Source organism: Thermosynechococcus sp. B3 (assembly GCF_030323045.1).
Taxonomy (GTDB): domain Bacteria; phylum Cyanobacteriota; class Cyanobacteriia; order Thermosynechococcales; family Thermosynechococcaceae; genus Thermosynechococcus.
Map to the genome: position 1 here is coordinate 400,315 of NZ_CP097584.1, position 24,244 is coordinate 424,558.

Annotated in this window: 27 protein-coding genes; 16 read left to right on the top strand and 11 right to left on the bottom strand. The window is 53.2% G+C overall.

From position 1 onward, the window contains the following. The first annotated feature begins 21 nt into the window (after positions 1-21). Entirely contained in the window at positions 22-243 is a 222-nt protein-coding gene (thiS, locus tag M0646_RS02045) for a sulfur carrier protein ThiS (protein ID WP_149817699.1), read from the top strand. Then, a complete protein-coding gene (locus M0646_RS02050) occupies positions 243-1,991 on the top strand; it encodes an ABC transporter substrate-binding protein (RefSeq protein WP_286649817.1) in 1,749 nt (582 codons plus the stop codon). The genes thiS and M0646_RS02050 overlap by 1 nt, the downstream gene beginning before the upstream one ends. Here M0646_RS02050 and mazG read toward each other — a convergent pair. Further along, positions 1,988-3,109, bottom strand: a complete 1,122-nt coding sequence (gene mazG / locus M0646_RS02055; protein ID WP_315863176.1) for a nucleoside triphosphate pyrophosphohydrolase — start codon at positions 3,107-3,109, stop codon at positions 1,988-1,990. The two genes, M0646_RS02050 and mazG, sit on opposite strands and share 4 nt — an antisense overlap. Before the next feature lie 139 nt (positions 3,110-3,248). Here mazG and hslO point away from each other — a divergent pair, with 139 nt between their 5' ends. Together hslO and M0646_RS02065 are read left to right on the top strand one after the other, a co-directional pair. After that, the gene (gene hslO, locus M0646_RS02060) at positions 3,249-4,148 is read left to right on the top strand and encodes an Hsp33 family molecular chaperone HslO (protein WP_149817703.1); all 900 of its coding nucleotides are present in this window, start codon (positions 3,249-3,251) and stop codon (positions 4,146-4,148) included. Positions 4,149-4,174: 26 nt separating this feature from the next. Beyond that, entirely contained in the window at positions 4,175-5,548 is a 1,374-nt protein-coding gene (locus M0646_RS02065) for a 1-acyl-sn-glycerol-3-phosphate acyltransferase (protein WP_149817705.1), read from the top strand. A 6-nt stretch (positions 5,549-5,554) separates the two neighbouring features. Here M0646_RS02065 and M0646_RS02070 read toward each other — a convergent pair whose 3' ends face one another. From M0646_RS02070 to M0646_RS02095, 6 genes are all read right to left on the bottom strand, one after another. Continuing rightward, positions 5,555-6,241: a 1-acyl-sn-glycerol-3-phosphate acyltransferase gene (locus tag M0646_RS02070; RefSeq protein ID WP_286649818.1), complete on the bottom strand. Its 687-nt coding sequence runs from the start codon at positions 6,239-6,241 to the stop codon at positions 5,555-5,557. A 122-nt stretch (positions 6,242-6,363) separates the two neighbouring features. Next, positions 6,364-6,930, bottom strand: a complete 567-nt coding sequence (locus M0646_RS02075) for a DUF2808 domain-containing protein (protein ID WP_149817709.1) — start codon at positions 6,928-6,930, stop codon at positions 6,364-6,366. 150 nt (positions 6,931-7,080) lie between these two features. Further along, positions 7,081-7,362: a hypothetical protein gene (locus tag M0646_RS02080; protein WP_149817711.1), complete on the bottom strand. Its 282-nt coding sequence runs from the start codon at positions 7,360-7,362 to the stop codon at positions 7,081-7,083. Between the two features lie 65 nt (positions 7,363-7,427). Then, positions 7,428-8,213 (bottom strand): HAD family hydrolase, encoded by a 786-nt coding sequence (locus M0646_RS02085; RefSeq protein WP_286626385.1) that lies wholly within the window; start codon positions 8,211-8,213, stop codon positions 7,428-7,430. 35 nt (positions 8,214-8,248) lie between these two features. Continuing rightward, a complete protein-coding gene (locus tag M0646_RS02090; RefSeq protein WP_190278163.1) occupies positions 8,249-8,947 on the bottom strand; it encodes an FxLYD domain-containing protein in 699 nt (232 codons plus the stop codon). Positions 8,948-9,067: 120 nt separating this feature from the next. Continuing rightward, positions 9,068-10,519 (bottom strand): ATP-dependent DNA helicase RecQ, encoded by a 1,452-nt coding sequence (locus tag M0646_RS02095; protein WP_286626386.1) that lies wholly within the window; start codon positions 10,517-10,519, stop codon positions 9,068-9,070. A gap of 175 nt (positions 10,520-10,694) precedes the next feature. Here M0646_RS02095 and M0646_RS02100 point away from each other — a divergent pair, with 175 nt between their 5' ends. Both M0646_RS02100 and M0646_RS02105 read left to right on the top strand, forming a co-directional pair. Next, positions 10,695-11,168, top strand: a complete 474-nt coding sequence (locus M0646_RS02100; RefSeq protein WP_149817717.1) for a hypothetical protein — start codon at positions 10,695-10,697, stop codon at positions 11,166-11,168. A 397-nt stretch (positions 11,169-11,565) separates the two neighbouring features. Next, positions 11,566-12,096, top strand: a complete 531-nt coding sequence (locus M0646_RS02105) for an NYN domain-containing protein (RefSeq protein WP_149817720.1) — start codon at positions 11,566-11,568, stop codon at positions 12,094-12,096. 57 nt (positions 12,097-12,153) lie between these two features. On the opposite strand, the gene petD is transcribed toward M0646_RS02105, so the two are convergent. Further along, positions 12,154-12,639, bottom strand: coding sequence for a cytochrome b6-f complex subunit IV (petD, locus tag M0646_RS02110; protein ID WP_011056640.1), 486 nt, complete (start codon positions 12,637-12,639; stop codon positions 12,154-12,156). A 106-nt stretch (positions 12,640-12,745) separates the two neighbouring features. Further along, a complete protein-coding gene (gene petB, locus M0646_RS02115) occupies positions 12,746-13,393 on the bottom strand; it encodes a cytochrome b6 (protein ID WP_011056639.1) in 648 nt (215 codons plus the stop codon). Between the two features lie 190 nt (positions 13,394-13,583). Between petB and M0646_RS02120 the strand changes: the two genes are divergently transcribed. The 9 genes from M0646_RS02120 (at position 13,584) to nusB (ending at position 22,198) form a co-directional block, all read left to right on the top strand. Next, positions 13,584-13,925, top strand: coding sequence for a hypothetical protein (locus tag M0646_RS02120; protein ID WP_190278164.1), 342 nt, complete (start codon positions 13,584-13,586; stop codon positions 13,923-13,925). 142 nt (positions 13,926-14,067) lie between these two features. Continuing rightward, complete coding sequence (locus M0646_RS02125) at positions 14,068-15,354, top strand: ABC transporter substrate-binding protein (RefSeq protein WP_286626388.1); 1,287 nt, start codon at positions 14,068-14,070, stop codon at positions 15,352-15,354. A gap of 2 nt (positions 15,355-15,356) precedes the next feature. Beyond that, on the top strand, positions 15,357-15,848 hold the full coding sequence (locus tag M0646_RS02130; RefSeq protein WP_286626390.1) for a YajQ family cyclic di-GMP-binding protein: 492 nt from the start codon (positions 15,357-15,359) through the stop codon (positions 15,846-15,848). A gap of 13 nt (positions 15,849-15,861) precedes the next feature. Beyond that, a complete protein-coding gene (locus tag M0646_RS02135; protein WP_286626391.1) occupies positions 15,862-16,401 on the top strand; it encodes a DUF2854 domain-containing protein in 540 nt (179 codons plus the stop codon). Between the two features lie 169 nt (positions 16,402-16,570). Then, the gene (gene dnaK, locus M0646_RS02140) at positions 16,571-18,526 is read left to right on the top strand and encodes a molecular chaperone DnaK (RefSeq protein ID WP_286649991.1); all 1,956 of its coding nucleotides are present in this window, start codon (positions 16,571-16,573) and stop codon (positions 18,524-18,526) included. 17 nt (positions 18,527-18,543) lie between these two features. Continuing rightward, the gene (gene dnaJ / locus M0646_RS02145) at positions 18,544-19,677 is read left to right on the top strand and encodes a molecular chaperone DnaJ (protein WP_190278165.1); all 1,134 of its coding nucleotides are present in this window, start codon (positions 18,544-18,546) and stop codon (positions 19,675-19,677) included. A 43-nt stretch (positions 19,678-19,720) separates the two neighbouring features. Beyond that, positions 19,721-20,830: a M48 family metallopeptidase gene (locus tag M0646_RS02150; protein ID WP_286626393.1), complete on the top strand. Its 1,110-nt coding sequence runs from the start codon at positions 19,721-19,723 to the stop codon at positions 20,828-20,830. A gap of 33 nt (positions 20,831-20,863) precedes the next feature. Further along, a complete protein-coding gene (locus M0646_RS02155; protein WP_149817733.1) occupies positions 20,864-21,535 on the top strand; it encodes a DUF502 domain-containing protein in 672 nt (223 codons plus the stop codon). Positions 21,536-21,559: 24 nt separating this feature from the next. Then, positions 21,560-22,198, top strand: a complete 639-nt coding sequence (gene nusB / locus M0646_RS02160) for a transcription antitermination factor NusB (RefSeq protein WP_149817734.1) — start codon at positions 21,560-21,562, stop codon at positions 22,196-22,198. Here the strand turns inward: nusB and M0646_RS02165 are convergent. After that, positions 22,177-22,611, bottom strand: coding sequence for a hypothetical protein (locus tag M0646_RS02165; RefSeq protein WP_149817736.1), 435 nt, complete (start codon positions 22,609-22,611; stop codon positions 22,177-22,179). The two genes, nusB and M0646_RS02165, sit on opposite strands and share 22 nt — an antisense overlap. Positions 22,612-22,869: 258 nt before the next feature. Here M0646_RS02165 and M0646_RS02170 point away from each other — a divergent pair, with 258 nt between their 5' ends. Then, the gene (locus M0646_RS02170) at positions 22,870-23,103 is read left to right on the top strand and encodes a hypothetical protein (protein ID WP_149817738.1); all 234 of its coding nucleotides are present in this window, start codon (positions 22,870-22,872) and stop codon (positions 23,101-23,103) included. Here the strand turns inward: M0646_RS02170 and aroB are convergent. Continuing rightward, positions 23,100-24,206, bottom strand: a complete 1,107-nt coding sequence (aroB, locus tag M0646_RS02175) for a 3-dehydroquinate synthase (protein WP_149817740.1) — start codon at positions 24,204-24,206, stop codon at positions 23,100-23,102. The two genes, M0646_RS02170 and aroB, sit on opposite strands and share 4 nt — an antisense overlap. Positions 24,207-24,244: the final 38 nt, after the last annotated feature.

Genomic DNA, 24,244 nt, shown 5'->3' on the forward strand with positions numbered 1-24,244 from the left:
GTTGGATATGCCCTTGTCACTATGGTTCCTGTTGAGCCAGCGATCGTCATCCATGTCAATGGCACTCCTCACACCTTGAGGCGATCGCTCTCAATTCCAGAACTCTGTGACCTGCTCAATATTCATCCCCGCCTTGTTGCCATTGAATACAATGGTGAGATTTTGCATCGGCAGTTTTGGGACACCACCTATGTGCAGGCGGGCGATCGCTTGGAAATTGTCACGATTGTCGGTGGCGGCTGATGCGCGGGTGGCGATGGCCTCTAATTGCGCTACTGGTTTGTCTATGCACCCTCAGCCTCGGAAGCTGTGCTGGCCTAATTACGCCGCGTGGCAACCAATTGGTGACCGCCGTCACCTCAGACCCAAAAACCTTTAACTATGCCCTCAGTCAAGAATCCCCCAATGTCTTTGGCTACCTTTACACAGGGTTAATTCAAGAAAATGGCCTTACAGGTGAGCTGGAGCCAGCCCTTGCTGAGTCTTGGCAAATCAAGCCGGACACGCTAGAGATTGTTTTCCAACTTAGGCCCAACCTAAAGTGGTCGGATGGGATGCCCCTCACCAGTGAGGACGTGGTCTTTACCTACAACGAGATCTATTTCAATCCGGAAATTCCCACCAGTAGCCGCGATATTCTCCGTATTGGCCAGAAGGGGTTGCTCCCTGAAGTGACTGCCCAAGGCGATCGCCAAGTAACCTTTAAGCTCCCCGAACCCTTTGCCCCTTTTTTACGAAACACGGGTCTGCCGATTTTGCCCGCCCATCTGCTGCGGGAGGCCGTACGAGAACGGGATAGTCAAGGGCGGTTGAAGTTTTTGTCAATGTGGGGAACTGATACGGATCCACGGCAGATTGTGGGGAATGGTCCCTTTGTCATGGATCGCTATGTGAATAGCCAGCGGCTGATTTTTCGGCGCAATCCCTTTTACTGGCGATCGCCCCTACCCCATCTTGAACGGTTTATTTGGCAAATTGTGGAATCCACCGACACCGCCATGCTGCAATTTCGCTCAGGCGGTCTGGATTTATTTGCCGTTACCCCTGAGATGTTTTCCCTCCTCAAGCGGGAAGAAAAGCGCGGCCAGTTTCGCATCTACAACAGTGGACCGAGTCCCAACACCCTCTTCTTGTGTTTTAATCTGAATCGTGGGCGGCGCAATGGCAAGCCCCTCGTAGATCCGGTGAAATCGGCGTGGTTTAACGATGTCCGCTTCCGGCAGGCAGTGGCCTATGCCCTCGATCGCCAGCGGATGATTAACAATATCTACCAAGGCCTAGGGGCGCCCCAACACTCAACGATTCCCGTACAAAGCCCCTTTTACTTCTCCCCAGAGCAGGGACTGCCCACCTACCGTTACGATGTGGCCAAAGCCAAGGCATTACTGCAAGAGGCAGGCTTCCGCTACGACAATCAAGGTCGCCTCTTTGATGCTCAAGGGAACCGCGTCCGCTTTTCACTGATTACCAATGCGGGCAACAAAATCCGTGAGGCGATAGCGACACAAATTCAGCAGGACTTGGGGGCGATCGGGATGCAGGTGGATCTGCAATTTTTGGCTTTTAGTACCCTAGTAGATCGCCTGTCCAATTCCCTAGAGTGGGAAGCCCACATCCTTGGTTTTACAGGGGGTGGCAATGAACCCAATAGCGGTGCCAATATCTGGCGCGTGGATGGCCTTTTGCATACGTTCAATCAGCAACCGGCCCCCAACCAACCGCCGATTACGGGTCGAGTCGTGGCTGACTGGGAGCAGCGCATTAGTGATCTCTATGTACAGGGGGCACAGGAACTCAATCTAGAACAGCGCAAGCAAATCTATGCTGAAGCCCAGCGGCTGGCTCAGGAATATCTCCCCTTTATCTACTTGGTGAATCCCCTCTCCCTCACGGCTTTTCGCAATCATGTGGTGGGCGCGAATCCCACGGCGCTGGGGGGTGCCCTGTGGAATCTCGATGAACTGAAAGTGGAAATGGCAGCCATGGATTAGGCCTCTTCGGGTTTGGTCTCCGGTGGCACTTCGGTTCGGTTGTCTGCGGCTAACTGTACCTTGGCCTGTTGCCATAGGGCTTCCAGTTCTTCTAGGGTGTAAGTTTCAAGGGGGCGATCGATGGCAGCCTCAATGCGTTCGAGGCGTTGGATAAAGCGTTGGTAGGTTTGTTGCAGGGCATGCACGGGGTCAAGTTGGCACCAGCGGGCGAGGTTAATCACACTAAAGAGCAGGTCTCCCAATTCCGCAGCCTGTTGCTCGGCATTCCCTTGCAGAAGCGCCTCTTGAAATTCCGCCAGTTCCTCGTAAAATTTCTCCCACGCACCGCTAATGGTCGGCCAATCTAGGCCAGCGCGACTAGCTCGCTCACCAATTTTCATCCCCGCCATCAGGGGGGGCAGGGTACGGGCATAGCGTTGCAGCTTTTGACTCAGGGGGAGAGGTTCTTCTGTCCCTTTTTCAGCTGCTTTGATTTGCTCCCATTGGTCGCGCACCTCTTGCGCAGTGGTGAGAGCCACTTCACCAAAGACATGGGGATGGCGACGGATCAGTTTATCGGTAATTCCTTGAATGACCTGGGCAAGGGTAAATTGGTTGGCTTCTTGGGCCAGTTGACTCTGGAGCACGACTTGCAGCAACAGGTCTCCCAATTCTTCGGCGATCGCCCCGGTGTCTCCCTCTTGAAGGGCATGGACGACTTCATAGGCCTCCTCAAGAACGTAGGGAATGAGGGTGGTGGGTGTTTGCTGCAAATCCCAAGGGCAGCCTCGCTCAGGATGGCGCAGTTCTCGAACCACGTCAATCAAGCGTTGAAACTGAATCAGTACCTCTGGTAGGGGGGGTGGCACATACAGTTGTAGCGGGCAGGTGGCCTCCGTTAGTTCTGCTAATTCGCCAAGGGTGAGGAGTGTGCTCTGGTGTTGGGCGTCAATGAGTGTCAAGGGTGTCTCTAAAGGCCAGTGGTGGCGGAGGTGGTGTGCCAAGCGGTGGGCGATCGCCAGCGTCGGAATCTCCGTAATCAGACCCCCTTCAGGCAATTCTGTTGCTTCTGCCAAGACAGTTGCCGCCGACAAAACAGTTAAGGACATGGCCATAGGCGCAATCACTGGACGCTGCATCACGATTGTTTGCCTATCATCGCCAATTTCCTGAGGTTCTTGCTAGGGGTCTCCCAAATGTTGCCCGTCAGGTGGCTGCCCTTAGGGTCAATTGAAAGGAGATAAACTAAGTGTAACGAAACATTTCTTTAGGCTAATCATGGCAGATTTTCTGTTGCGAGCAACGGCTGCGGCTGAAGGCATCCGTGCAGTGGGCGTCATTACCACTCAACTCACCGATGAAGCCCGCCAACGCCACCAACTGTCCTACGTGGCCACGGCTGCTTTGGGACGAACCATGGCCGCTGGCTTAATTCTCGCCTCTAGTTTCAAACAGCCCCAAGCGCGGGTGAATGTGCGCATTCAAGGCAATGGCCCCCTAGGAACGGTTTTCGCGGATGCGGGTGCCGATGGCACAGTTCGCGGCTATGTGCAGTATCCCAGTGTTGAACTGCCCCCCAATGCCAAGGGCAAACTGGACGTGGGTGCGGCAGTGGGTCATCAGGGGTATCTCTACGTCATCCACGATCTTGGCTACGGCTATCCCTATTCCAGCACGGTAGAGCTTGTCTCCGGGGAAATTGCCGAAGATGTCACCTACTACCTCGCCACTTCAGAGCAAACCCCCTCAGCCCTCATGTTGGGTGTTTTTGTTGAAGAGGCCGGGGTGACTGCCGCCGGTGGGTTGATGTTACAGGTGCTACCCAAAGCTGCCAATGATGAACACCTGATCGCCACCCTTGAACAACGGGTGGCCAATCTCAAGGGCTTTACACCCCTGCTACAGGCGGGGCGGACACTGCCAGATATCTTTCAGGAACTCCTTGGGGATATGGACTTGCAAATCTTGCCCCAACGGCAAATGGTGCGCTTCCACTGTGGCTGTTCCCATGAACGGATGCTAGCGGCACTCAAGCTCCTAGGGGAGGCAGAATTAAAGGATATTCTAGCCACAGAGGCGAAGGCGGAAGCCACCTGTCAGTTCTGTAATGCTGTCTATTGGGCGGATCAGCCGATGTTGGAACAGTTGATTGCGGAGTTGGCCACTGCCTCAGTCTAAACTCTTGTTTCTGAGGAGTTTGTGTCATGTCCAGTGTGGTTGCGACTGCCCAACCCCCGTTGGATTTTCTCCCCCAGCGGTTTAGCTATCCAGTTTGGTGGACGGCGGCACGGCTCCTGCCCTTTTACATCCGCTACGGCCTTGGTCTCAATCGGGTGGAAGGGGTGAATGTCGAGACCCTTGCCCGTTATTACGAACAGTTTCAACGGGGGCAGGTACGGCTGCTGATTGCCTTTCGCCATCCTTGTACGGATGATCCTTTGGTGATGGGCTACCTGATGTGGCATCTGTTGCCCCAGACCGCTCAGCGACTGGGGATTCGGCTGCAACCACCGACAAATGGTTATTTTCTCTACGATCGCGGAATTCCCCTCTGGGCAGGGGAGCAAATTGGTTGGCTCTTTTCACGGTTGGGGGGGATTTCCATCATGCGCGGCAAGCTCGATAGCCAAGCCCTGCGATCGGCACGGGAGTTACTCTTGGAGGGACGATTTCCCCTAGCAGCAGCGCCGGAGGGGGCAACGAATGAACACAATGAACTGGTCGCACCTTTAGAGCCGGGCGTGGCACAACTGGGATTTTGGTGTCTGGAAGATTTAACTAAGGCGGGGCGATCGCTCCCTGTGGTCATTCTCCCCGTTGGCATTCAGTACAGCCTCAGTCAGCCCTCTTGGGAACGCATGGGTTGGCTGATGACTCAACTGGAAAACCGCCTCGGCTGCCCCACCAATAGCGACAGTACCCAGCCAGAGGAACTCTACCGCCGCCTGCTCAATTTGGCGATGCACCTACTGGATCGCCTAGAGACCTTTTATGCCACGTCCTACCGCCAAGTCTTTCCAGAGCTGCCCCCCTTTGACTCCCCCAATGCGGAATTGGCGGCACGAATTCAGCGACTCCTCAACAGTGCCCTTGTAGTGGCAGAGTCCTACTTTGGTCTTAAGGCCAGTGAAGATTTTGTGAGTCGCTGCCGACGGATTGAGCAGGCTGCTTGGGAACGGATGTTTCGCGGTGATTTGGCACAACTGTCTGCCGTAGAGCGCTGTCTAGCCGATTGGTTGGCCGAGGAAGCCAATGTGCGATTACGTCATATGCGCCTTGCGGAGCGATTTACCTCGATTACGGGTAGCTATATCCGTGAGAAATTCACGATTGATCGCTTTGCCGATGTGGCACTGATTCTCTGGCGGACGTTTGATTGGCTCGAGGGAAAAAGCCCAAATGTGAATCGCTTGGTGGGCTTGCGGCAGGTGCGCCTCAGTGTCGGAGACCCGCTCAATTTAGAGAGCTATTGGCCGCTGTATCGGCGCGATCGCCAAGGGGCACGTCAGGCCGTCAAGGAAGTCACTGATCAGATTCGCCAACAATTTGAAGCCTTGATTGTGCCTACGGATTCTTAGAGGGATTCAAGCCAAGCACAGGAGCGATCGCCCCTCTTGAAGCTGCTGCAGTGCCCTCAAAAGATCACTCGTCAGTTCTTGGGCAGCACTTTTTGGGTGGGTGACATCGTAATTGCCCGTACTCAAGGGGGCACCAATGATCACCTTGACCTCGCTTCCCCACTGCGGATAGGGCTGAGCATAATCGAGTAAAATCGGCAGAATCTGGATCGCTTCTTGACAGCGCTGAGCTGCCTGAAGGGCTAAACGCGCCAAGCCCGGCTTTAGGGGATGAATCTGGCGATCGCGAAAGATATTGCCCTCAGGAAAGACCACCAACGCCTGTCCCTGCCGCAGAAGTTCCACACCTGTCCGCAAGGCACTCACCGAAGGCGCTTGGGTATTGACGGGAAAACCACCACACTGACCAATCACCCAGCCTTGCAGTCCCAGCATTTCATCGTGGGAGACCATGTAATAGAGGTCGCGGCCACTCACCCGCCGTCCCGTCACATAGGGAATAATGAGCGCATCCCAACGGGAACGATGGGTGGGTGCCAAGATCACAGGCCCCCTTTTGGGTATCTGCTCCTGCCCTTGCACCTCAAGGGTACGAAAATAGCGCCGCAGGACAATATCCCCCACCAGACGGTACATCAGGGGAGTGAGGAGAGGCGAAATGTGGGGGAATGAGGACTTGACAGAATCTAGCATCAGGCGTGAAGAGTGAACCGGCTGTGACACACAAGGACTAGCCTAGGGCGATCGCCCGAATCTGGCTAGGGATGGCGAACCAGTTCGCAAATTGGCAAATTGAGTTCCAGTGAGTTATTGGCTTAGTTATTGGCAATACTCAGAATCCAAGTCCCGATATAACGCATCAGGGGAATATCGCCGGGGGAGCCAATGCGCGCATTGAAGTAGTACATCCCGCCATGATTGGGATTGCGGACATTGTTCAAGACAACTTGTACTGGCGTACCTGCGGGAATGACCTCTGCGGGCACAATGTCAATGACGCGGTTATCGCGGTCAAGGGACACCTCCGCCAATTCAATTTTTTGGCCAAGATTACGGCGGAATTGAAAAAAGCGATTCCCGCGATCGCCCCCTACCCGCACCTCGATACCCCTAGGATCAATAATGCCATTGTAGTAATCGGGATAAGTAATGTTAATGCGATTAATCGCGACTTTTTGTTCACCCAAGCGCAGCCAGTAGCGATCGCCCATAAAACCGGGGGTGCCGTTTTCTAGATGGTATTGGAGTTGCTGCCGTCCACTAGGGCCATCTCCCCAAGTAAACGTAAAGCCCTGATTGGCTTGGGCTCGCACAAGGGCAGGGGTCACAAGACCAAGACTACACCCCAACAGAATCAGAACCGGTAGGAAACGCTTCACCATAGACAACCCTATTACGACACACCACAGATACCTGACTTTCAGACGGGGAGGATTCGCTAGACGTTCCCCTACGGATCAGTCTGCTTAGTATCCTAACGGCAAAGAATCACCATTGCGAAGAAAAATTAAACTTTGTTGAGAGATTTTTCCTTAGTTGCTGGTTTGCTGCACGAGCTGGGCAAAGAATCCCCCACGACTGGTGACACTGGAGGGAGCATCCTTATCAGCCATTTGCACAGCCACAATTTCTGAGGTGAGGACAGTTAACTTCTTGCCCACTTGGCGATCGCACGTCAGTTCGAGGACAGTCGGGGTGCCACTGGCCATCGCCTGCTGAATTTGCTGATAGGCTGCTGTCGCTGCGGCACTTTCCTTGCGTTCAATGCTCACGGGCATGGGGACATGACGCAGAATTAAATCAATCGTGTACATTGCGTTCTTTAATCACTCAGGCTAGGTTCGTATATTCTTCACTGTAAAACGCTGTGGCCAGAAAATCATCGGTGACTCAACGTACTTGTCCACTGTTGGTGGAGCGATCGCAATAGGGGCACATCGACATAGGTCGTCCAACCCACCTCACCGTGAATCACTTGAAAGGGGTAGTCGGGTTCCCCTAAGCAATCCAAGACAAGCGCTGCATCCCGAAAATCATGATCCTTGGTGTAGTCGGTGATCGTGATAATGGTCGCTAGGCGACTGGCGGTGGCTGCCTGAATCCCATTGGCGGAATCCTCAAAGGCAAGGCACTCTTGGGGCGAGAGGCGCATCTTTTCAAGGGTGTAGAAGTAAATATCGGGCGCAGGTTTCTTGGCGGGCACCACATCCCCAGCGGCAATCACCTCAAACCAACTGACGCCATCAGCAGCAAGGGCATTTTCAAGGAGCGCGGTGACATTGGCAGGGGTGGTCGTGGTGGCGATCGCTAAACGTAATCCTGCTTCACGGGCTTCAGTGAGCAGCCGTTTCACCCCCGGCCGCAGGGGAATCGCCCCTTCTGCCAATAGCTCCGTATAGTAGCGGGTCTTCGCCTTGTGCAGGTCGGCAATCAGGGCATCCAAATTTTGGGGACGTAGCCAATCGGGACGAAAGCGATCAAGGTAATACTTCATCCGCTCCTTACCCCCCGCCACCGCCAGCAGTTGACCATAGAGGGGAATATCCCACTCCCAATCTAGGCCTGCCGCAGCAAAGGCTTTATTGAAGGCAATGCGATGGCCGTCCCGCTCAGTGTCCGCTAAGGTGCCATCCACGTCAAAAATCAGGGCTTTGAGGTGAGCCATAGAGGGTTTTTACTCTACCCCTTTTAGGGGAAAACTTAATGGAATGACTGTAATTTTACCAGTCGTGCTCGCACTGCCTGATGATTGCCCACGGGTTCACGGAAGTGCCAAGTTTCCTCAGGACCAAGGCCATAAACCTGTACCGAAACGGCACCGACCCGCTGCCCGGCCTTGTCAAAGAGTTCAAAATCCGCCTGAATCATGCGAAAGTGCTCTTCACTGTAGTTTTTCAGAACGCCCACAATAAACGGTGCACCGCCCTCGAGGTGCCACTTAAAATCGGCCATGGTGACGCCTTGTTGCGCAAGGGTACCGCCAATCAACTGCTGCATGCGTTGCTGTTGCTGCCACTGACCGAGATGATAGCCAAAGATCACTAGTAAACTCACAACCCCAGCGGCGATCGCCACCACCCACGGAGCTGAGGAAGCATACACAGGGGCAGCTAGGGCTGGGTTGGGGGGGCGTAGATCAATCACCTCTTCCCAATCGGGTTTAGGCGACCCTTGAATGCGGCCAATAATTTTAATGCGGGCAATATCGTCGAGGTGAAACTGTCCCAAGCGGGATTTGAGCAGATCCACCAAGGCAGAATAATGGGCAACGGTGCCGGGGGGCTTATTCAAAACAATGTTTAATTGGTTGCGAAACTGATTGACTTGAACCACAACGGCATGTTCTGAAAGAACGTCCTGAAGGATTTCACGAATTTGCTCAACTTGTAGTAGCCCCATGCCCGCAACCCCTACCTTGTGGCAACAGAATGACTGTTGGGCAACCTTTGCTTACCGATGGTAAATCTGCCATTCTATGTGCCAGTGTACACAAAGTCCCAGTGATACAAATCTGTGAATTTACGGTATTTTACAGGTGCGGTTCGCAGGCCGACAGCGATCGCAATGGCCACAACGCAATCCCCTTGCCTCAGTGGCAAAACCAAAGGCTTGGAGGAGAAACTGCCAGCGGCAGCCGCGGTGATAGAGAAACTCTTGCATCAACTGTTCTTGAGTGTCTTTGGGCGGCGGTGGCACCTGTGCTAAGGGTTGACGGCAATAGTGAAAAGGGTCTTGCCAGCGGAGTGCCCCCTGTTGATGCAGTAATGCTAGGGTCAATTCCACCTCAGGAAAGTGTTGTCGCAATTGCGGAAGATTACCCCTGAGGGGCAGATGCGTCTGAAGTGCCATGGCGCGATTGTAAGTATCTTGACTTTGGCGCTGAAAAAAGTGCCAACGCTGTTGATCTTCGCAATCTAAACCCCAGCGATCGCTCACCAAGGCCAGTGCCTGTGCTGGTTGGCCATCTCGCCCAGCGCGTCCCACCTCTTGGAGGTATTCACTGAGTTGCAGGGGTGGCTGATAGTGGCAAATCCAACGCACATTGGGTTTATTGACCCCCATACCAAAGGCATTGGTACAGACCACAAAGGGCAGCTTATCCTGCAACCAATCGCTCTCGATTTGGCGTCGCTGTGCTGCCGGTAGTCCGCCATGGTAAGCGGTGGTGCGGTGCCCCTGCTCCTGAAGCCAAGTGGCAAGGGTTTCACAGTCGCGGCGGGTGCGGGCATAGATCAAGCCTGAGGTTCTGCCCTGCTGCTTGAGAAATTGCTGGAGGCAATGGCGGCGATACCCCCGACTCCACACAGAGCGTACGGCTAAATGGAGATTGGCACGATAGGGGCTGTGAATGATCTGCACAGGCTGCTCTAGACCTAAAACCTCAATGAGGGTGCGCTGGGTCTTGGGATCGGCAGTGGCAGTAAAGGTAGCGATCGCCAGCCGCGGGTGCAGTGGTTTACATTGGCGCAGGGCAGGCCGCACGGTTCCCAAGCGACGATAAACAGGTCGAAAGCGATCGCCCCACTGTACAAGGCAATGGGCTTCATCCACAATCAAGCCATTGAGTTGAATCGGTGCTGCACAGAGGTGCTGCCAAAGGGGTGTGGAAAATAGGGACTCCGGCGAAAGATACAGCAAACGGTAGTCCCTTAGGTGCGAGAGAATCTGGCGGCGTTGGCGGCTGGGCAGTTCACTATGATAGGCTGCGGCCGCCAGACCCCGTTGCCGCAATTCAGTGATCTGATTTTCCATGAGGGCAAGCAGCGGCGAGATCACTAGCGTCAATCCGCCCTGCAGCACTGCTGGCAACTGAAAACAGAGACTTTTGCCCGCTCCAGTAGGGAGGACAATTAAGGCATCCCGCCGTTGTAAGAGTGCCGTCATCACCTCTGCTTGAGGCGATCGCAACTCAGAATAGCCCCAGTATTGTTGTAGGGCGGCCTGTATGAGATCTATATCGGCATCCGGCATTGCACTGGCTTAAGCCTTGATGAGAAGTCTCAGCGTTGCAAAAAGCGGCACAGTCTTCTGGGAACAGCAAGAGGAGTGAATTTAGAATAATTTTAAGCAAGAAATCCTAGGATGCCTAAGACCCTTTAGGCCTATCACTGTTGCCGAAGTGTAAAACGCTTATGGAGATGAACCTATGGGCATGAAATTTGTGCCGCTGGTGTGCGTGGCAATGTTGGCAGCGGTGGTCGCTCCGGCAACTGCCCAAAGCCGCCGCCAACCCATCAATCCCCAACAATTTCCCATTAGCCAACCTACCCTACCCCAAGCTTTTGAGCGTATTGATGGCAGTCAGGGGTACTGGCAAGATGATTCGATCGCAGGAGATGCTGCTTTTACATTTGGCGCTCCCACTTTTCGCGATAATGATATCGTGAATCGAGGACGGCGGATCAACTACCTTTCCACCGATGCTTGGTACCAGCAAAGCAACCAACCACCGATTCGCACCCGCGATCTCGATAGCCCCTTCTGCACTTCAATGTATGGTACTCCCTTCCCCTGTAACTTGATGGTGGAGTCTCCCTTACCACCACCGCAACCGCCCTTCTTGACCCCCCCACCCCCCCCAGCGGTGATGCCAGCTCCGCCGGTACGTGCCCTGTATTAAACGCAGTGAACAACATGAAGGATTGGGGGCACTGCCCCCTTTTTTGGTGTTTAAGGGGCGATCGCCAAGGAAAAAACTATAGCATCCGCTATGCAGTTCTATTAAAATAGATTGCAGTGGTTAAAAAGCATTAATAAATGTTTTCTTTTTCTTAAAAGTGTTCCCACTGAACCATTAGCGAACTTTTATTTTTCTGATTACGAGCGATCGCAAAACTTATCGTATATTTCCTTTTACCTTCTTTTTATCTTGTTACCTGTTGAAGGACTAGCTCTTGCTCTCTTGAATCCTGTCAAATTCTCTCCTATAGAATGTATAAAACCCATCGCCTATTCAAACTTCTATCAACGGTTCTTCTATTACACATACATCACTGATCTATAGGTTCTCCCTAATTATGCTTACCCATCAAGAACGGCTCTCAATTTTTATCGATGGGAATAATATGTTCTATGCCCAGCAGAAAAATGGCTGGTTTTTTGATCCCCGTCGTGTTCTCGAATTCTTCACCCGTGATCCCAACATTGTATTGGTGAATGCCTTTTGGTACACCGGCCTCAAGGACATGCAAGATCAGCGTTCGTTTCGCGATGCCCTCATTAACCTTGGCTATACCGTACGCACAAAACTGTTGAAGGAATATTACGACGAGACCCTAGGCAAGTATTACCAAAAGGCCAATTTAGACATTGAAATTGTGATTGATATGTTCAACACCGTCGGTCAGTACGATCGCGTGGTTCTCTTTAGTGGCGATGGCGATTTTGAGCGGGCGATCGAACTCCTGCGCTCCAAAAACACCCACATTACGGTTGTCTCCACCGAAGGCATGATTGCCCGTGAGCTGCGCAATGCCACCGATCGCTACATTGATTTGAACGAAATTCGGCCTTTTATTGAAAAAACTGACTCGCAAAATCCCAACTAAAAAGCGCATCCAGCGATCGCCAGATGCGCAAGCAAATGAAGTGTTTTCTTAAAATGCCTAGAACAGGCCGAGAGTCAGCGACTTATCCAAGGGGAAAGCAGCACCAATCCCCAGCCATAGCGTCACCAATGTGCCAAAGAGGAAGACCGTCATGGCCACAGGACGACGGAAAGGATTCTGGAACTTGTTGACACTTTCAATGAAAGGAATCAGCATCAAGCCCAAGGGAATGGAGGCATTCATGAGCACCCCCAGCAGCTTGTTGGGCACCACCCGGAAAATCTGGAAGGTGGGATAGAGGTACCACTCCGGCAAAATTTCCAAGGGGGTGGCAAAGGGATCCGCTGGCTCACCGACCATGGCAGGATCCATCACCGCTAGACCGATCACAAGGGCGATCGTGCCCATAATCACCACGGGGAAGATATAGAGCAGGTCATTGGGCCAAGCGGGTTCGCCATAGTAGTTGTGGCCCATGCCTTTTTTCAGTTTTGCCCGCAGCGCCGGATTCGTTAAATCAGGCTTTTTCAAAACTTTTGCCATAAATCAATCGTTCTCCTAGAGGGTCAGCAAGGGGGGAGATTACTTGGAGCATAACAAGGGAAACCGCCGAGAATAGCAGGCCCTGTTACATTTCTTGATGCTTGGCTTACAGGGGACCCGAAATGCCCTGCTTACGAATCATCAGGAAGTGCATCAGCATAAAGACGGCGATCGACCAAGGCAGCACAAAGGTGTGCAAGCTATAGAAGCGAGTGAGGGTCGCTTGACCGACACTTTCACCACCACGCATCAGTTCCACCAGTTGATCACCCACCACGGGAATTGCCGCAGGGATACCAGAAACGATTTTGACCGCCCAGTAGCCCACTTGATCCCAAGGCAGGGAGTAGCCCGTGACACCAAAGCTGACGGTAATCACCGCCAAGACCACACCCGTCACCCAAGTGAGTTCGCGGGGTTTCTTGAAGCCACCGGTAAGATAGACGCGGAAGACATGCAGAATCATCATCAAGACCATCATGCTGGCGGACCACTTGTGAATGGAGCGGATCAACCAGCCAAAGTTGACCTCATTCATGATGTACTGCACAGAGGCAAAGGCTTCAGCCACCGTCGGTTTGTAGTAAAACGTCATGGCAAAGCCCGTGGCAAATTGGATTAAAAAACAGGTGAGGGTAATGCCACCCAGACAGTAAAAAATGTTTACGTGGGGCGGTACATACTTGCTGGTGATGTCGTCAGCGATCGCCTGAATTTCGAGGCGTTCCTCAAACCAGTCGTAAACTTTGTTCATAACAGTGATTAGTCCTGCGAAACCGCTGCTTTACTTTGAAAAATGTAACATATGCCCTCTCAGACTTTCCATATTCAGTTGATTGCTGCCACCCACCGTCCGATAATAAAGTCTCAACAGCTTCAGGATGCTGACTTGGGGCTGTCTCCTCTGCTACCTTACTCACAACGACCGCTTGGGAGGCTTTGAGATGAATCTGTTGAAGAAACTCTTTGGTGCGATTTTTGGCCTATTGGGGGCGATCGCGAAACTCTTTGGTTTGGGCAAAAAGGGCGAGTTTTACATTGAATTAGATAAGAGCACGGCGGCCCCTGCCGCACCGCCAACCCCTACTAAAGTGGTAGAACCTGCCCCGACCCCTGAACCTGCTACTGCCCCTCAACCCGCTCAACCCGTTGCCACAGCTCCCGCAGCACCCACACCGACCCCTGTCACCCCCAGTGTTCCCTACACCCGGTTTGCGCGGCGTCGTCCCGGAGCCAATATGGCTGCCTTCTTGAATATGGCGCGGCAAGTTCGTCCCTCTACCTAGGACACCTCATCCACAGAGCATTGGATGCAAAGGGGCTGTTGATGTGGGAATGCCCCTTTTTTTGTGCAAGGTATCCTCTCTGCGCATTGCAAGATGCCCCCAGTTGCAGTAGGATGCTGGCAAATTACGAGGGTGTACAACTATGGGTCAAAAACCGTCAAGCGGATGGGCAGCCGCCAAGGTTTTTGCAGGCTTACTTCTCCTCTTTACCATTGGTGCCTGCGAGGCGGACACCACCACCACAACCCCAACGGGTGAGGGACTGCGCATTGGCTCATTATTGCCCTCAACCGGTGACTTAGCCTCCGTGGGAACCCCTATAGCTGAAGTTGTCCCCCTGCTGGTGGAAACGGTGAATGCCTGTGGTGGTGTTAATGGCCAGCCCGTTACGCTCATTGCTGCCGATGATCAATCCAATCCTGCCTCTGGGGCAGAAGCGATGACGAAGTTGGTGGAGATTGACCGAGTTGCCGGAGTCGTTGGTTCCTTTGGCAGTAGTGTCTCCAATGCCGCCGCCGATATTGCCACCCGGGGTCAAGTGATGCTAATTTCCCCCGGCAGTACGAGTACACTCCTGACTGAACGCGCCAAAAAAGGAGACTTTAACGGCTATTGGGCACGCACTGCTCCCCCCGACAATTACCAAGCCCAAGCCCTTGCCCAACTGGCCAAAGAACAGGGGTATCAACGAGTCGCCACTGTGGTGATCAACAATGACTATGGCCGCAGCTTTGAGCAGGAATTTACCCGCGCCTTCAAAGCCCTAGGGGGCACAGTGATCAATGAAGACCGCCCGACCCGTTATGATGAGCGGGCAACCACCTTCACGACAGAAGCTGCTGCTGCCTTTGGCGGCAAGCCCGATGCGGTAGTGGCGATTTTGTATCCCGAAACAGGGAGCTTGCTTTTGAAATCCGCTTTTGAGCAAGGTCTCACCCAAAACGTGGCCATTCTCCTCACCGATGGTGTCAAGTCCGAAAGTTTCCCTGAGCAAGTGGGCCGTACTCCCGATGGCAAATATATTATTGCCGGTGCCAAGGGAACGGTTCCCGGCGCCGATGGTCAAGCCCTGAGTCGCCTGCGAGAACTGTGGCGTGCTAAAAAAGGGAGCGATCTGCCGGCCTTTGGTGCCCAAGCTTGGGATGCCGCCGCGCTCCTTGTACTGGCTGCACAAGCCGCAGGACAAAATACGGGTGAAGGGATTCGCAGCAAAGTGCGAGAGGTGGCCAACGCACCGGGGGAAGAAGTGGATGATGTGTGCGCTGCCCTAGCGCTGCTGCGGGAAGGCAAAGAAATTAACTACCAAGGCGCTAGTGGCAATGTCGATATTGATGAAAATGGCGATGTTGTGGGGGTGTACGACATTTGGCAGGTCACGGATGACGGTAAATTAAAGGTAATTGGTCAAGTGAATCCCCAAAAACCCTAGGCATGGCAAGCACCTTTTCCTTTGATATTGTGAGTGACTTTGACTGGCAGGAGCTGGTCAATGCAGTGGATCAAACGGAGCGAGAGATCAAAGCCCGCTATGACCTCAAGGATACCCAGACCACCCTTGAATTAACCAAAGAGGGACTGACGATTCACACCAATAGTGAATTTACGCTCAATTCAGTGCAAACGATTCTGCAACAGAAGGCGGCGAAGCGGCAGTTGTCTCTGAAAATTTTTGACTATGGGCCTGTGGAAGCAGCGGGTGGTCAACGGGTCAAACAGTTGATCAAATTGCGGCGCGGGATCAATTCAGAACTAGCCAAGGAGATTAGCAAGCTTATCCGCAATGAATTTAAGAAGGTGCAAGCCTCGATCCAAGGGGATGTGGTACGGGTCAGTGCCAAATCAAAGGATGATCTACAAGCGGTGATCCAACGCCTGAAAACTGAGGATTACCCCGTGCCATTACAATTTACAAATTACCGTTAGTGGTTCAAGGGTCATGTTGGGGTCTGTATCGCTGGGAACGTTGGGGTTAATTGTCGGTTCACTGCTGACGGTGGTGGGAGTGGTGGCCTATGCCACGGGGAATGCCACCTTGAATCTAGCGGGCTTTTTCTACGGTGTGCCCCTACTCTTGGGCGGCTTGGCACTCAAAGCGGCGGAACTCAAGCCGGTAACCTATCGTGAAGCCCCCACCGCGGCGGCGATCGCTGGCCGTGCCCAAGCAACCCCCACCCAAACCCAAATCCGTAAGGATGTCACCCGCTATCGTTATGGCCAAGAAGCACACCTAGATAGCACATTGGCTACTTTAGGCTTGAGTCCCTCGGATGCTGAGCGTCCTGTCTTGGTGGCGATCGCCGAGACCTTAACGGACGGTGCCTATACATTAATTTTAGAATTTGACTCCCCGGCGGTTCCCCTTGAGGTGTGGCAATCGAAGCAAGCCAAGATGCAGACATTCTTTGGCCCCAATATTCGGGTAAGCATTATGGATCAGGGAAACAACCGTGTGGCGGTGGCACTCATGCGCGAGTAAGGCTGTGGTCAACCCTGTTCCAGTTGACTAAGATGATTGGTAAACCGTTTTGCCTTGAATTCAGGTGTTACGATAGCATCATCATTGCGGCATTCTAGCCTAAAGAGTAAGACTTTTTTGCAAGCAGTCTCCTCCTAACAACGCATTTTTGGAAACGGCGATTACGGCTATGGGTAAAGTCATTGGCATTGACCTTGGAACCACCAATAGTTGTGTGGCAGTCTTAGAAGGGGGGAATCCCGTCGTAATTCCCAGTGCAGAGGGCGGGCGCACCACCCCTAGTATTGTTGCCTTTGGCAAATCGGGCGAACGGTTGGTGGGTCAACTGGCGAAACGGCAAGCGGTCACCAATGCCGAGAACACGATTTTCAGTATCAAGCGGTTTATTGGTCGCCGCTGGGAGGAAACCGCTGAAGAACGGGCGCGCGTGCCCTATACCTGTGTGCCGGGTCGCGATGGCATGGTGGATGTGCAGATTCGCGATCGCACCTATACCCCCCAAGAAATTTCCGCCATGATCCTGCAAAAGCTGAAGCAGGATGCGGAAGCCTATCTGGGGGAACCCGTGACCCAAGCCGTCATTACTGTGCCAGCCTATTTTAGTGATGCGCAACGCCAAGCCACCAAAGATGCGGGGGCGATCGCCGGCCTTGAGGTAATGCGCATTATCAACGAGCCAACGGCAGCCTCCTTGGCCTACGGCATCGACAAGCAGGATCAAGATCAAACCATTTTGGTTTTTGACTTGGGCGGGGGCACCTTTGATGTCTCGATTCTGCAACTAGGGGATGGCGTCTTTGAGGTGCGCTCCACAGCGGGGAATAACCACCTAGGGGGCGATAATTTTGACGAATGTATTCTTGATTGGCTCTTGGCCTGTTTTAAGGAGCAGGAGGGGATCGATCTCTCGAAAGATAAAATGGCACTGCAACGCCTGCGGGAAGCTGCCGAAAAAGCTAAGGTGGAGTTATCGGGCACCCTGAGCACTTCCATTAACCTGCCCTTCATTACGGCTGATGAAACGGGGCCTAAGCACCTTGAAATGGAACTCACCCGCAGTAAGTTTGAGGAACTCTGCGCCCACTTGGTTCAGGCCACCCTCGAACCCATGCAGCAGGCGATCGCCGATGCGGGTCTGACTGTTCAGGATATTGACCGCGTCTTACTCGTCGGTGGGTCTACTCGTATTCCTGCGATTCAGGAGTTAGTGAAGCAATTCTGTGGCAAAAATCCCGATCGCTCCGTCAACCCTGATGAAGCCGTTGCTGTCGGGGCAGCTATTCAAGGGGGCATTCTGGGCAAGGAAACGACGGTTAAAGATCTCCTGCTGCTGGATGTCACGCCCCTCTCTTTGGGGTTGGAAACCCTGGGCGGTGTCTTTACAAAAATTATCGAGCGCAATACCACCCTCCCCACCAGCAAAACCCAAACCTTTTCCACCGCCACTGATGGCCAAACCGTGGTTGAAATTGCCGTCTATCAAGGGGAGCGCCCCATTGCCAAGGACAATAAACAACTGGCCTGCTTTGAACTCACCGGCATTACTCCCGCCCCTCGGGGTGTGCCGCAAATTGATGTCACATTTGATATTGATGCCAACGGTATCCTGAGTGTGTCTGCCGTCGATCGCGCCACCGGTCGCCAACAAAGTGTGCGCATTACCAATCGCGGTGGCCTCAGCACTATGGAAATCGAGCGCATGCGCCAAGAGGCAACGATTTATGCCCAAGCCGACCAAATCAAGAAAGAGATTGCCGAATTGCGCAACCAAGCCGATGCCCTGCTGTACAGCTATGAATCAACCATCAAAAACCATGGCATCACATTAACTCCCGATCTACGGGCACGGATTGAGCCGGTGGTTCAGAGTATGCAGGCAGCAATGGTGGATGACAATATTACTCCCGATGAAATTCGCAAGCGGATGGAAGCCCTGCAGCAGGCCTTGGTGACCTTGGGAACGGTGGTGTATCAACAAACCGCAGGCGGTTCCATGATGACCTCAACCCCGACAATGGGAGGTGCTACGATTAGTTCCCAAGCCACTCAAGTTTTAGATAGTGAGGCCACAATAATCAGCGATAATGAAGAAACAGTTGTTTCAGATTATGAAGCGGTTGATTAATTTAGGTAACGGTGGCTATGGCTCGTGATTTCTATGAGATCTTAGGTGTCTCACGCTCTGCGGATGCTGAAGAATTAAAACGAGCCTATCGGCGCTTGGCTCGCAAGTATCACCCCGATGTCAATAAAGAACCGGGCGCTGAAGAAAAGTTCAAGGAAATCAACCGCGCCTACGAGGTGCTCTCGGATCCCCAAGCGCGAGCCAACTACGATCGCTTTGGTGAAGCCGGGGTCAGTGGCGTCGGGGCTGCTGGCTTCAGTGACTTTGGCATTGGTGACATGGGCGGCTTCGCCGATATTTTTGAAACCTTCTTTGGGGGTGGATTTGGTGGATTTACCAGCAGTGGGCGGCGGTCACAGGGGCCAACCCGCGGTGAAGATCTGCGCTATGACCTCAAACTAGAATTTCGCGAAGCTGTTTTTGGCGGTGAGAAGGAAATTCGCATTAATCATTTGGAAACCTGTAAAACCTGTCAAGGCACAGGGGCCAAACCCGGCACACGGCCAGTCACTTGTAGTACCTGTGGTGGCATCGGTCAAGTGCGGCGATCGGCACGCACTCCCTTCGGCAGTTTTACCCAATTGACCACCTGTCCGACCTGTGGCGGTTCGGGGGAAGTGATTGAATCTCGCTGTGAGTCCTGTGGCGGCCAAGGCCACATCCAAGTCAGTAAAAAGCTGAAAATTACGATTCCTGCGGGGGTGGATAATGGCACCCGGCTGCGGGTCTCAGGGGAAGGGGATGCCGGTCTGCGCGGAGGCCCTCCCGGCGATCTCTACGTCTATCTTTTTGTCGAACCCGATCCCGAGTTTCAGCGCGAAGGCAACAACATCCTATCGCGGATTAAAATTAGCTACCTGCAAGCGATTCTGGGCTGTCGGATTCCCGTGAGTACCGTGGATGGCGAAGCAGAACTGAAGATTCCCGCAGGCACCCAACCCGGTACGGTGTTCATCCTAGAAGGCCGAGGCGTCCCCCGTGTGGGCAATCCTGTGGCGCGGGGCGATCACCTCATTACCGTTGATGTCGAAATTCCCACCCATATCACCCATGAAGAGCGAGAACTGCTGGAGAAATTGGCCAAGATTCGCGGCGAGCGTATGGGCAAAGGCGGTCTAGAGGGCTTCCTCGGCAGCTTGTTTGGTGGTTAGGGCGTGTTGCCTAAAATAGAAAAAACCGTTGGGGGCGCCGGCCATGCTGACTGAGGTTTTGACAGCACTGGATCAAGGAAATTTTCAACAGGCAGAAAAATTGCTGGCCACCTTGCCTCCTGAGGATCCCCGTGTCCTCCTGTGCCGAGGTCAACTCTATCTCAAGACAGAGCGGCTAGAGGAGGCGGAGTCAGACTTTCGCCAATTACTGCGGCTGAACTGTGGCCCCAAGCTGACGCAAATGGCTCGGCGTGGCCTCGAAAAAATTGAGCAAATTCGCCAACAGCAGCGGCAACAGGCCATTTTAGCAACCCATGCCGTGGTGGGAGTCGAGCAGCAGGGCGTTCTGGTTTTGGAGGGGGTGGCTGGCTCTGAGCAGCGGACGATCCTCGCCCGTCTTTTGGCCACCATGTTTAAGATTGACCCCTACACGGCGCGACTGTTGATTCCGTCGCGGGGCTGGCGTTTGATCCGCACGGGCAATTTTGCGGAACTCAGGGTCTATTGCCAAGAACTGAAACAGCAGGGGTTTACCCTCTTTTGTGTCCCCTTTGAGGCACTGACAGCCACACCCGTCTTGCAGGTGCGTTATTTTGTGGCCTTGGAGCCACAGCCGCGTGTGGTGTGTACCACTTCGCTCTCGCCAGAGCCAGTGGCGTTAACGTTTACTTGGTCGCAGGTGAGCCAGCGGGTAGAGGGGTTGCTGCCGATTTTTGAGCAGGTGTTCGATCGCGATCGCCAAGGAAAAGTTACCCGTAAAGAACAAATTCAGGATCATGCCCAGTGCTGTGATCTTCACCTGTTTCAGCAAAATCAAATCCTGCGCTTTTATCGCGGCGGTTACCAGTTTCACCAAGGGATTCCCCTCAATCAAGTGGCAGAGGTGATCCAGAGTGATTTGGATTTGGATCAAAATACCTCATGGGTGAAGTGGCGGCAGTTATCGAGTCTGTGGCAGCAGCACTGTGGCGATCGCCCCGTGTGGCAAGACTTTACCAGTTTTGCCGAAACCGCCTTGGACTTTACGGAACTCCTGAGTAAAATTCCCCCCCACATTAACCTCTTTCGCCGTGAGGAAAGTCCTTGGGATGCCGCCTTCATGCTCTACAGCAGTTTGGCCTTTCACCGTGACCGCAGTGGCAGCAACCGCTAAGCTAGAAACAGAAGTCTGCTCGTGCGAGTATCTGTGCTGCACCGACTCCAACAAGCAATTAAAAATGATCTCATTGCTGGTCTGCTGGTGGTGATCCCGCTGGCAACAACGATTTGGCTATCGATTTCTGTTTCCAGTTGGGTCTTGGATCTCCTCACCCGTATTCCTAAGCAGGTGAACCCCTTCAAAACATGGCACCCCCTGTTGGTGGATCTGCTCAATGTGGCGGTGGGGATTGTTGTGCCCTTAACAGGGATCTTGCTCATTGGCTTGATGGCACGCAATATCTTTGGCCAGTGGCTGTTGAACACAGGTGAGAGCATTCTCAAGCGCATCCCCTTGGCGGGCACTATTTATAAAGTGCTGCAACAACTCCTAGAGACGATTCTGCGGGACTCGCGCGATCGCTTTCGCCGAGTAGTGCTCGTAGAATACCCGCGGCCGGGTCTGTGGGCCGTGGCCTTTGTCACTGGCACGATTAATGGTTCATTGCAAACGGTTTTTTCCGAGCCAATGTTGAGTCTATTTATCCCCTCATCGCCTAACCCCACCACCGGTTGGTATGTGATTGCCAGTGAGCGGGATGTGCGAGATTTGGATATTTCGATCGAGGATGCCTTTAAGCTGATTATTTCCGGGGGGATTGTCACACCGGGATCAGTTCCGACCTCGACCCTGCCCCCCGCCCCTGCGTCGTTGCGTTAAGAACTCGTTTTTGAGGATTTACCCATGATTACTGCTCGTCGTGTTGCCCGTGAATTGGCGTTGCTCAGTGCCGCTCAAGTGTTACGCCAACCGAAACTGCTCGATGAAAGTGACTGCCGCAGCTTGATCCTGATGGCGGTACGGACGCTGGCGAGTGATGTGCGCGATACCCTCGAACAGGCCGGCACTGAACTCAGTGAAAGTCAGCGACTGCTCAACCATAGCGAGTTTCAGTTGCCCCACCTCAAAAAGGCACAGATGGTGCTTCAAGATGCCCTCAATCGGGCGGAAAAGGGCTTGAACAAAATAGGTGCTGCCCTCGATTTACCCGAAATTCTCTACTTTGCCCATCAAGAGGAAGTTCAAGCCTACGCGATCGCCCTACTGCGCTGTTTGCAGCGACACCAAACGGAGATTCAAGAACTGGTGAATCGCTCAATGGTGGATTGGCAACTGGAGCGACTGACACACTTAGATCGCGCCATTATTGAAATGGCCGTCGCAGAGATGCGCTATCTTGACGTGGCCAAGCCAGTGGCCATCAACGAAGCGATCGAACTGGCCAAGCGCTACAGCGACCAAGGTAGTCATCGCTTTATCAATGGTGTGCTGCGGCGGATCAGTGAAGCCCTTGACACGGCTCAGGCGGCCACTGGTAACTGAAACGACTGCCACAATTGCTGCCGCCCCAACTCCACATCCTCAGGCCGACATTGCCAGTGGGGATGGGCACTCATCACTAAACTTTCGAGGGTTTCGCGATCAAAAAGATGCCAAACAGGGGCACCGTCAACATGGTGGGCGATCGCCAGCAGATTTTCAGCCACGCAGTGAATTTCTAAACAGGTGGCTGCTCGCTGAATTTGCAACTGCTGCCCCGGTAGGAGCGATCGCACCGCGTCCATAATCTCCCGTAGTTCCGAGATGCTCTGGACACAGACCCCCGGAATGGCCACCCGCTGCTGGGGATCCCCATTGACTTGCAGCCAATAATGACGGCTGGGATCAATTCCCAGAAGCCAAGGATCAACATCATCTAAGCGATAACGGGGAGCCAAGGAGAGTCCGTGCATCATTTATCCATTTCCTAAATCACAGCATTGATATCTAGCGATCGCAAGGGATCACTCTCGTATATGTAGTGTGATAAGTCTCCTTTATTTGATCAATCAAAGTTAATAATGCTTAATTTTTTGCCCATAGTTGTTAACAAAGCGCCGTTTTGCCACCAGCGAGATCACCGTTTTGTTACGGCAGCTACGGTTATCCGAGAGAAAACGGTTAAAATGAAGTTAAGAATAGGTTAACCCCTGAGAAAAAAGGATAGGTAAGCAATGAATAAATACGAATTTTTACATCCCCACAGCCGTTACCACGGTGAGTTTACACCCGAAAACTTTTTATTTGATGCCAACTTACAGGAGTTTGCGACCCAAGTGAGCTACATTTCCGGTCTGGAAAACAGTGGCAAGCTTTCCCCTCAGGAAGCCTATGAGCAAATTAAACGCCTTTGGAAAGAACTGAAAGCAACCAAAAAAGCGCTGCTAGATACTGCGCCCCCTAGCTAGGCTTGGAGGCGATGAAGCGTCTCCCGAATCAGTTCGGTCGGCACCTGATCAAAAATGTCCACATGGCCAATGGCAGTGGGGAGAATAAACCGCACCTGTTGTGCCTGAACCTTCTTGTCATGCTGGAGGAGTGCCAGCAGTCCCTCGACATCAAAGTGAGGCGGGATCGTTGTCGGTAGTTTTGCTTTGAGAATCAATGCCCGTTGGGCGGCGGCGGCTTCTACTGACCAATACCCCAAGGCCACCGCCAGTTCTCCAGCGGCAATCATGCCAATGGCCACAGCCTCGCCGTGGTTCAAAAGACGATAGTTGCCCATACTTTCAAGGGCATGGCCAATGGTGTGCCCGTAATTCAAAATGGCCCGCAGTCCGGCTTCGCGCTCATCCTTGCTGACCACATCCACCTTCACTTGGCAGGAACGCTGCAGAATTTGGAGCAACTGCTCAGTAGGCAAAGCAGCCATGCGATCCAAGCGCGGCAGCTGACTCAACAAATCAAACAGCTCAGTATCCCAAATCACACCATACTTAATCACCTCTGCCATACCAGCCCGGAATTCTCTGGGGGGCAGGGTTGCCAAAACATCGGGATCAATGACCACAAGACGGGGTTGATGAAAGGCACCGATGAGATTTTTGCCCTGGGGATGGTTCACCCCTGTTTTCCCGCCAATCGCCGCATCCACCATCGCCAAGAGACTGGTGGGAATCTGAACCACGGCAATCCCCCGCAGCCAAGTGGCCGCTGCAAAGCCAGTCATGTCGCCAATGACGCCACCGCCAAGGGCAAAGAGGGTGGAACCCCGCTCTAAACGCTGACTCAGGGCCGCATCATAGATCTTTTCGACGGTTCTGAGGGTTTTGTAGCGTTCCCCTGCTGGCAGAATACAGGGGGTGACCTGCCAGCCTGCTTGCGTTAATGCCTCTTGCACATCCGTGCCGTAGTGCTGCCAAATTTGCGGATTGGAAACGATGAGGGCGGGTGCTTTCGGCGTCAACGGCGTATATTCGGCCAACAGTGCAGGCAACTGCCGCCGTGTGTTGACACCAATGGCAATGCGGTAGGCGTGCTCACCAAGGGGAACGGGAATCAGGGTCGTCATTGTTGGATTTGCTGGGGACAACTACATTAAGTATCTTT

Coding starts and splice junctions, on each gene's coding strand:
- thiS (WP_149817699.1), top strand. CDS start 22: ATGGTTCCTGTTGAGCCAGCGATCGTCATCCATGTCAATGGCACTCCT.
- M0646_RS02050 (WP_286649817.1), top strand. CDS start 243: ATGCGCGGGTGGCGATGGCCTCTAATTGCGCTACTGGTTTGTCTATGC.
- mazG (WP_315863176.1), bottom strand. CDS start 3,109: ATGCAGCGTCCAGTGATTGCGCCTATGGCCATGTCCTTAACTGTTTTG.
- hslO (WP_149817703.1), top strand. CDS start 3,249: ATGGCAGATTTTCTGTTGCGAGCAACGGCTGCGGCTGAAGGCATCCGT.
- M0646_RS02065 (WP_149817705.1), top strand. CDS start 4,175: ATGTCCAGTGTGGTTGCGACTGCCCAACCCCCGTTGGATTTTCTCCCC.
- M0646_RS02070 (WP_286649818.1), bottom strand. CDS start 6,241: ATGCTAGATTCTGTCAAGTCCTCATTCCCCCACATTTCGCCTCTCCTC.
- M0646_RS02075 (WP_149817709.1), bottom strand. CDS start 6,930: ATGGTGAAGCGTTTCCTACCGGTTCTGATTCTGTTGGGGTGTAGTCTT.
- M0646_RS02080 (WP_149817711.1), bottom strand. CDS start 7,362: ATGTACACGATTGATTTAATTCTGCGTCATGTCCCCATGCCCGTGAGC.
- M0646_RS02085 (WP_286626385.1), bottom strand. CDS start 8,213: ATGGCTCACCTCAAAGCCCTGATTTTTGACGTGGATGGCACCTTAGCG.
- M0646_RS02090 (WP_190278163.1), bottom strand. CDS start 8,947: ATGGGGCTACTACAAGTTGAGCAAATTCGTGAAATCCTTCAGGACGTT.
- M0646_RS02095 (WP_286626386.1), bottom strand. CDS start 10,519: ATGCCGGATGCCGATATAGATCTCATACAGGCCGCCCTACAACAATAC.
- M0646_RS02100 (WP_149817717.1), top strand. CDS start 10,695: ATGGGCATGAAATTTGTGCCGCTGGTGTGCGTGGCAATGTTGGCAGCG.
- M0646_RS02105 (WP_149817720.1), top strand. CDS start 11,566: ATGCTTACCCATCAAGAACGGCTCTCAATTTTTATCGATGGGAATAAT.
- petD (WP_011056640.1), bottom strand. CDS start 12,639: ATGGCAAAAGTTTTGAAAAAGCCTGATTTAACGAATCCGGCGCTGCGG.
- petB (WP_011056639.1), bottom strand. CDS start 13,393: ATGAACAAAGTTTACGACTGGTTTGAGGAACGCCTCGAAATTCAGGCG.
- M0646_RS02120 (WP_190278164.1), top strand. CDS start 13,584: ATGAATCTGTTGAAGAAACTCTTTGGTGCGATTTTTGGCCTATTGGGG.
- M0646_RS02125 (WP_286626388.1), top strand. CDS start 14,068: ATGGGTCAAAAACCGTCAAGCGGATGGGCAGCCGCCAAGGTTTTTGCA.
- M0646_RS02130 (WP_286626390.1), top strand. CDS start 15,357: ATGGCAAGCACCTTTTCCTTTGATATTGTGAGTGACTTTGACTGGCAG.
- M0646_RS02135 (WP_286626391.1), top strand. CDS start 15,862: ATGTTGGGGTCTGTATCGCTGGGAACGTTGGGGTTAATTGTCGGTTCA.
- dnaK (WP_286649991.1), top strand. CDS start 16,571: ATGGGTAAAGTCATTGGCATTGACCTTGGAACCACCAATAGTTGTGTG.
- dnaJ (WP_190278165.1), top strand. CDS start 18,544: ATGGCTCGTGATTTCTATGAGATCTTAGGTGTCTCACGCTCTGCGGAT.
- M0646_RS02150 (WP_286626393.1), top strand. CDS start 19,721: ATGCTGACTGAGGTTTTGACAGCACTGGATCAAGGAAATTTTCAACAG.
- nusB (WP_149817734.1), top strand. CDS start 21,560: ATGATTACTGCTCGTCGTGTTGCCCGTGAATTGGCGTTGCTCAGTGCC.
- M0646_RS02165 (WP_149817736.1), bottom strand. CDS start 22,611: ATGATGCACGGACTCTCCTTGGCTCCCCGTTATCGCTTAGATGATGTT.
- M0646_RS02170 (WP_149817738.1), top strand. CDS start 22,870: ATGAATAAATACGAATTTTTACATCCCCACAGCCGTTACCACGGTGAG.
- aroB (WP_149817740.1), bottom strand. CDS start 24,206: ATGACGACCCTGATTCCCGTTCCCCTTGGTGAGCACGCCTACCGCATT.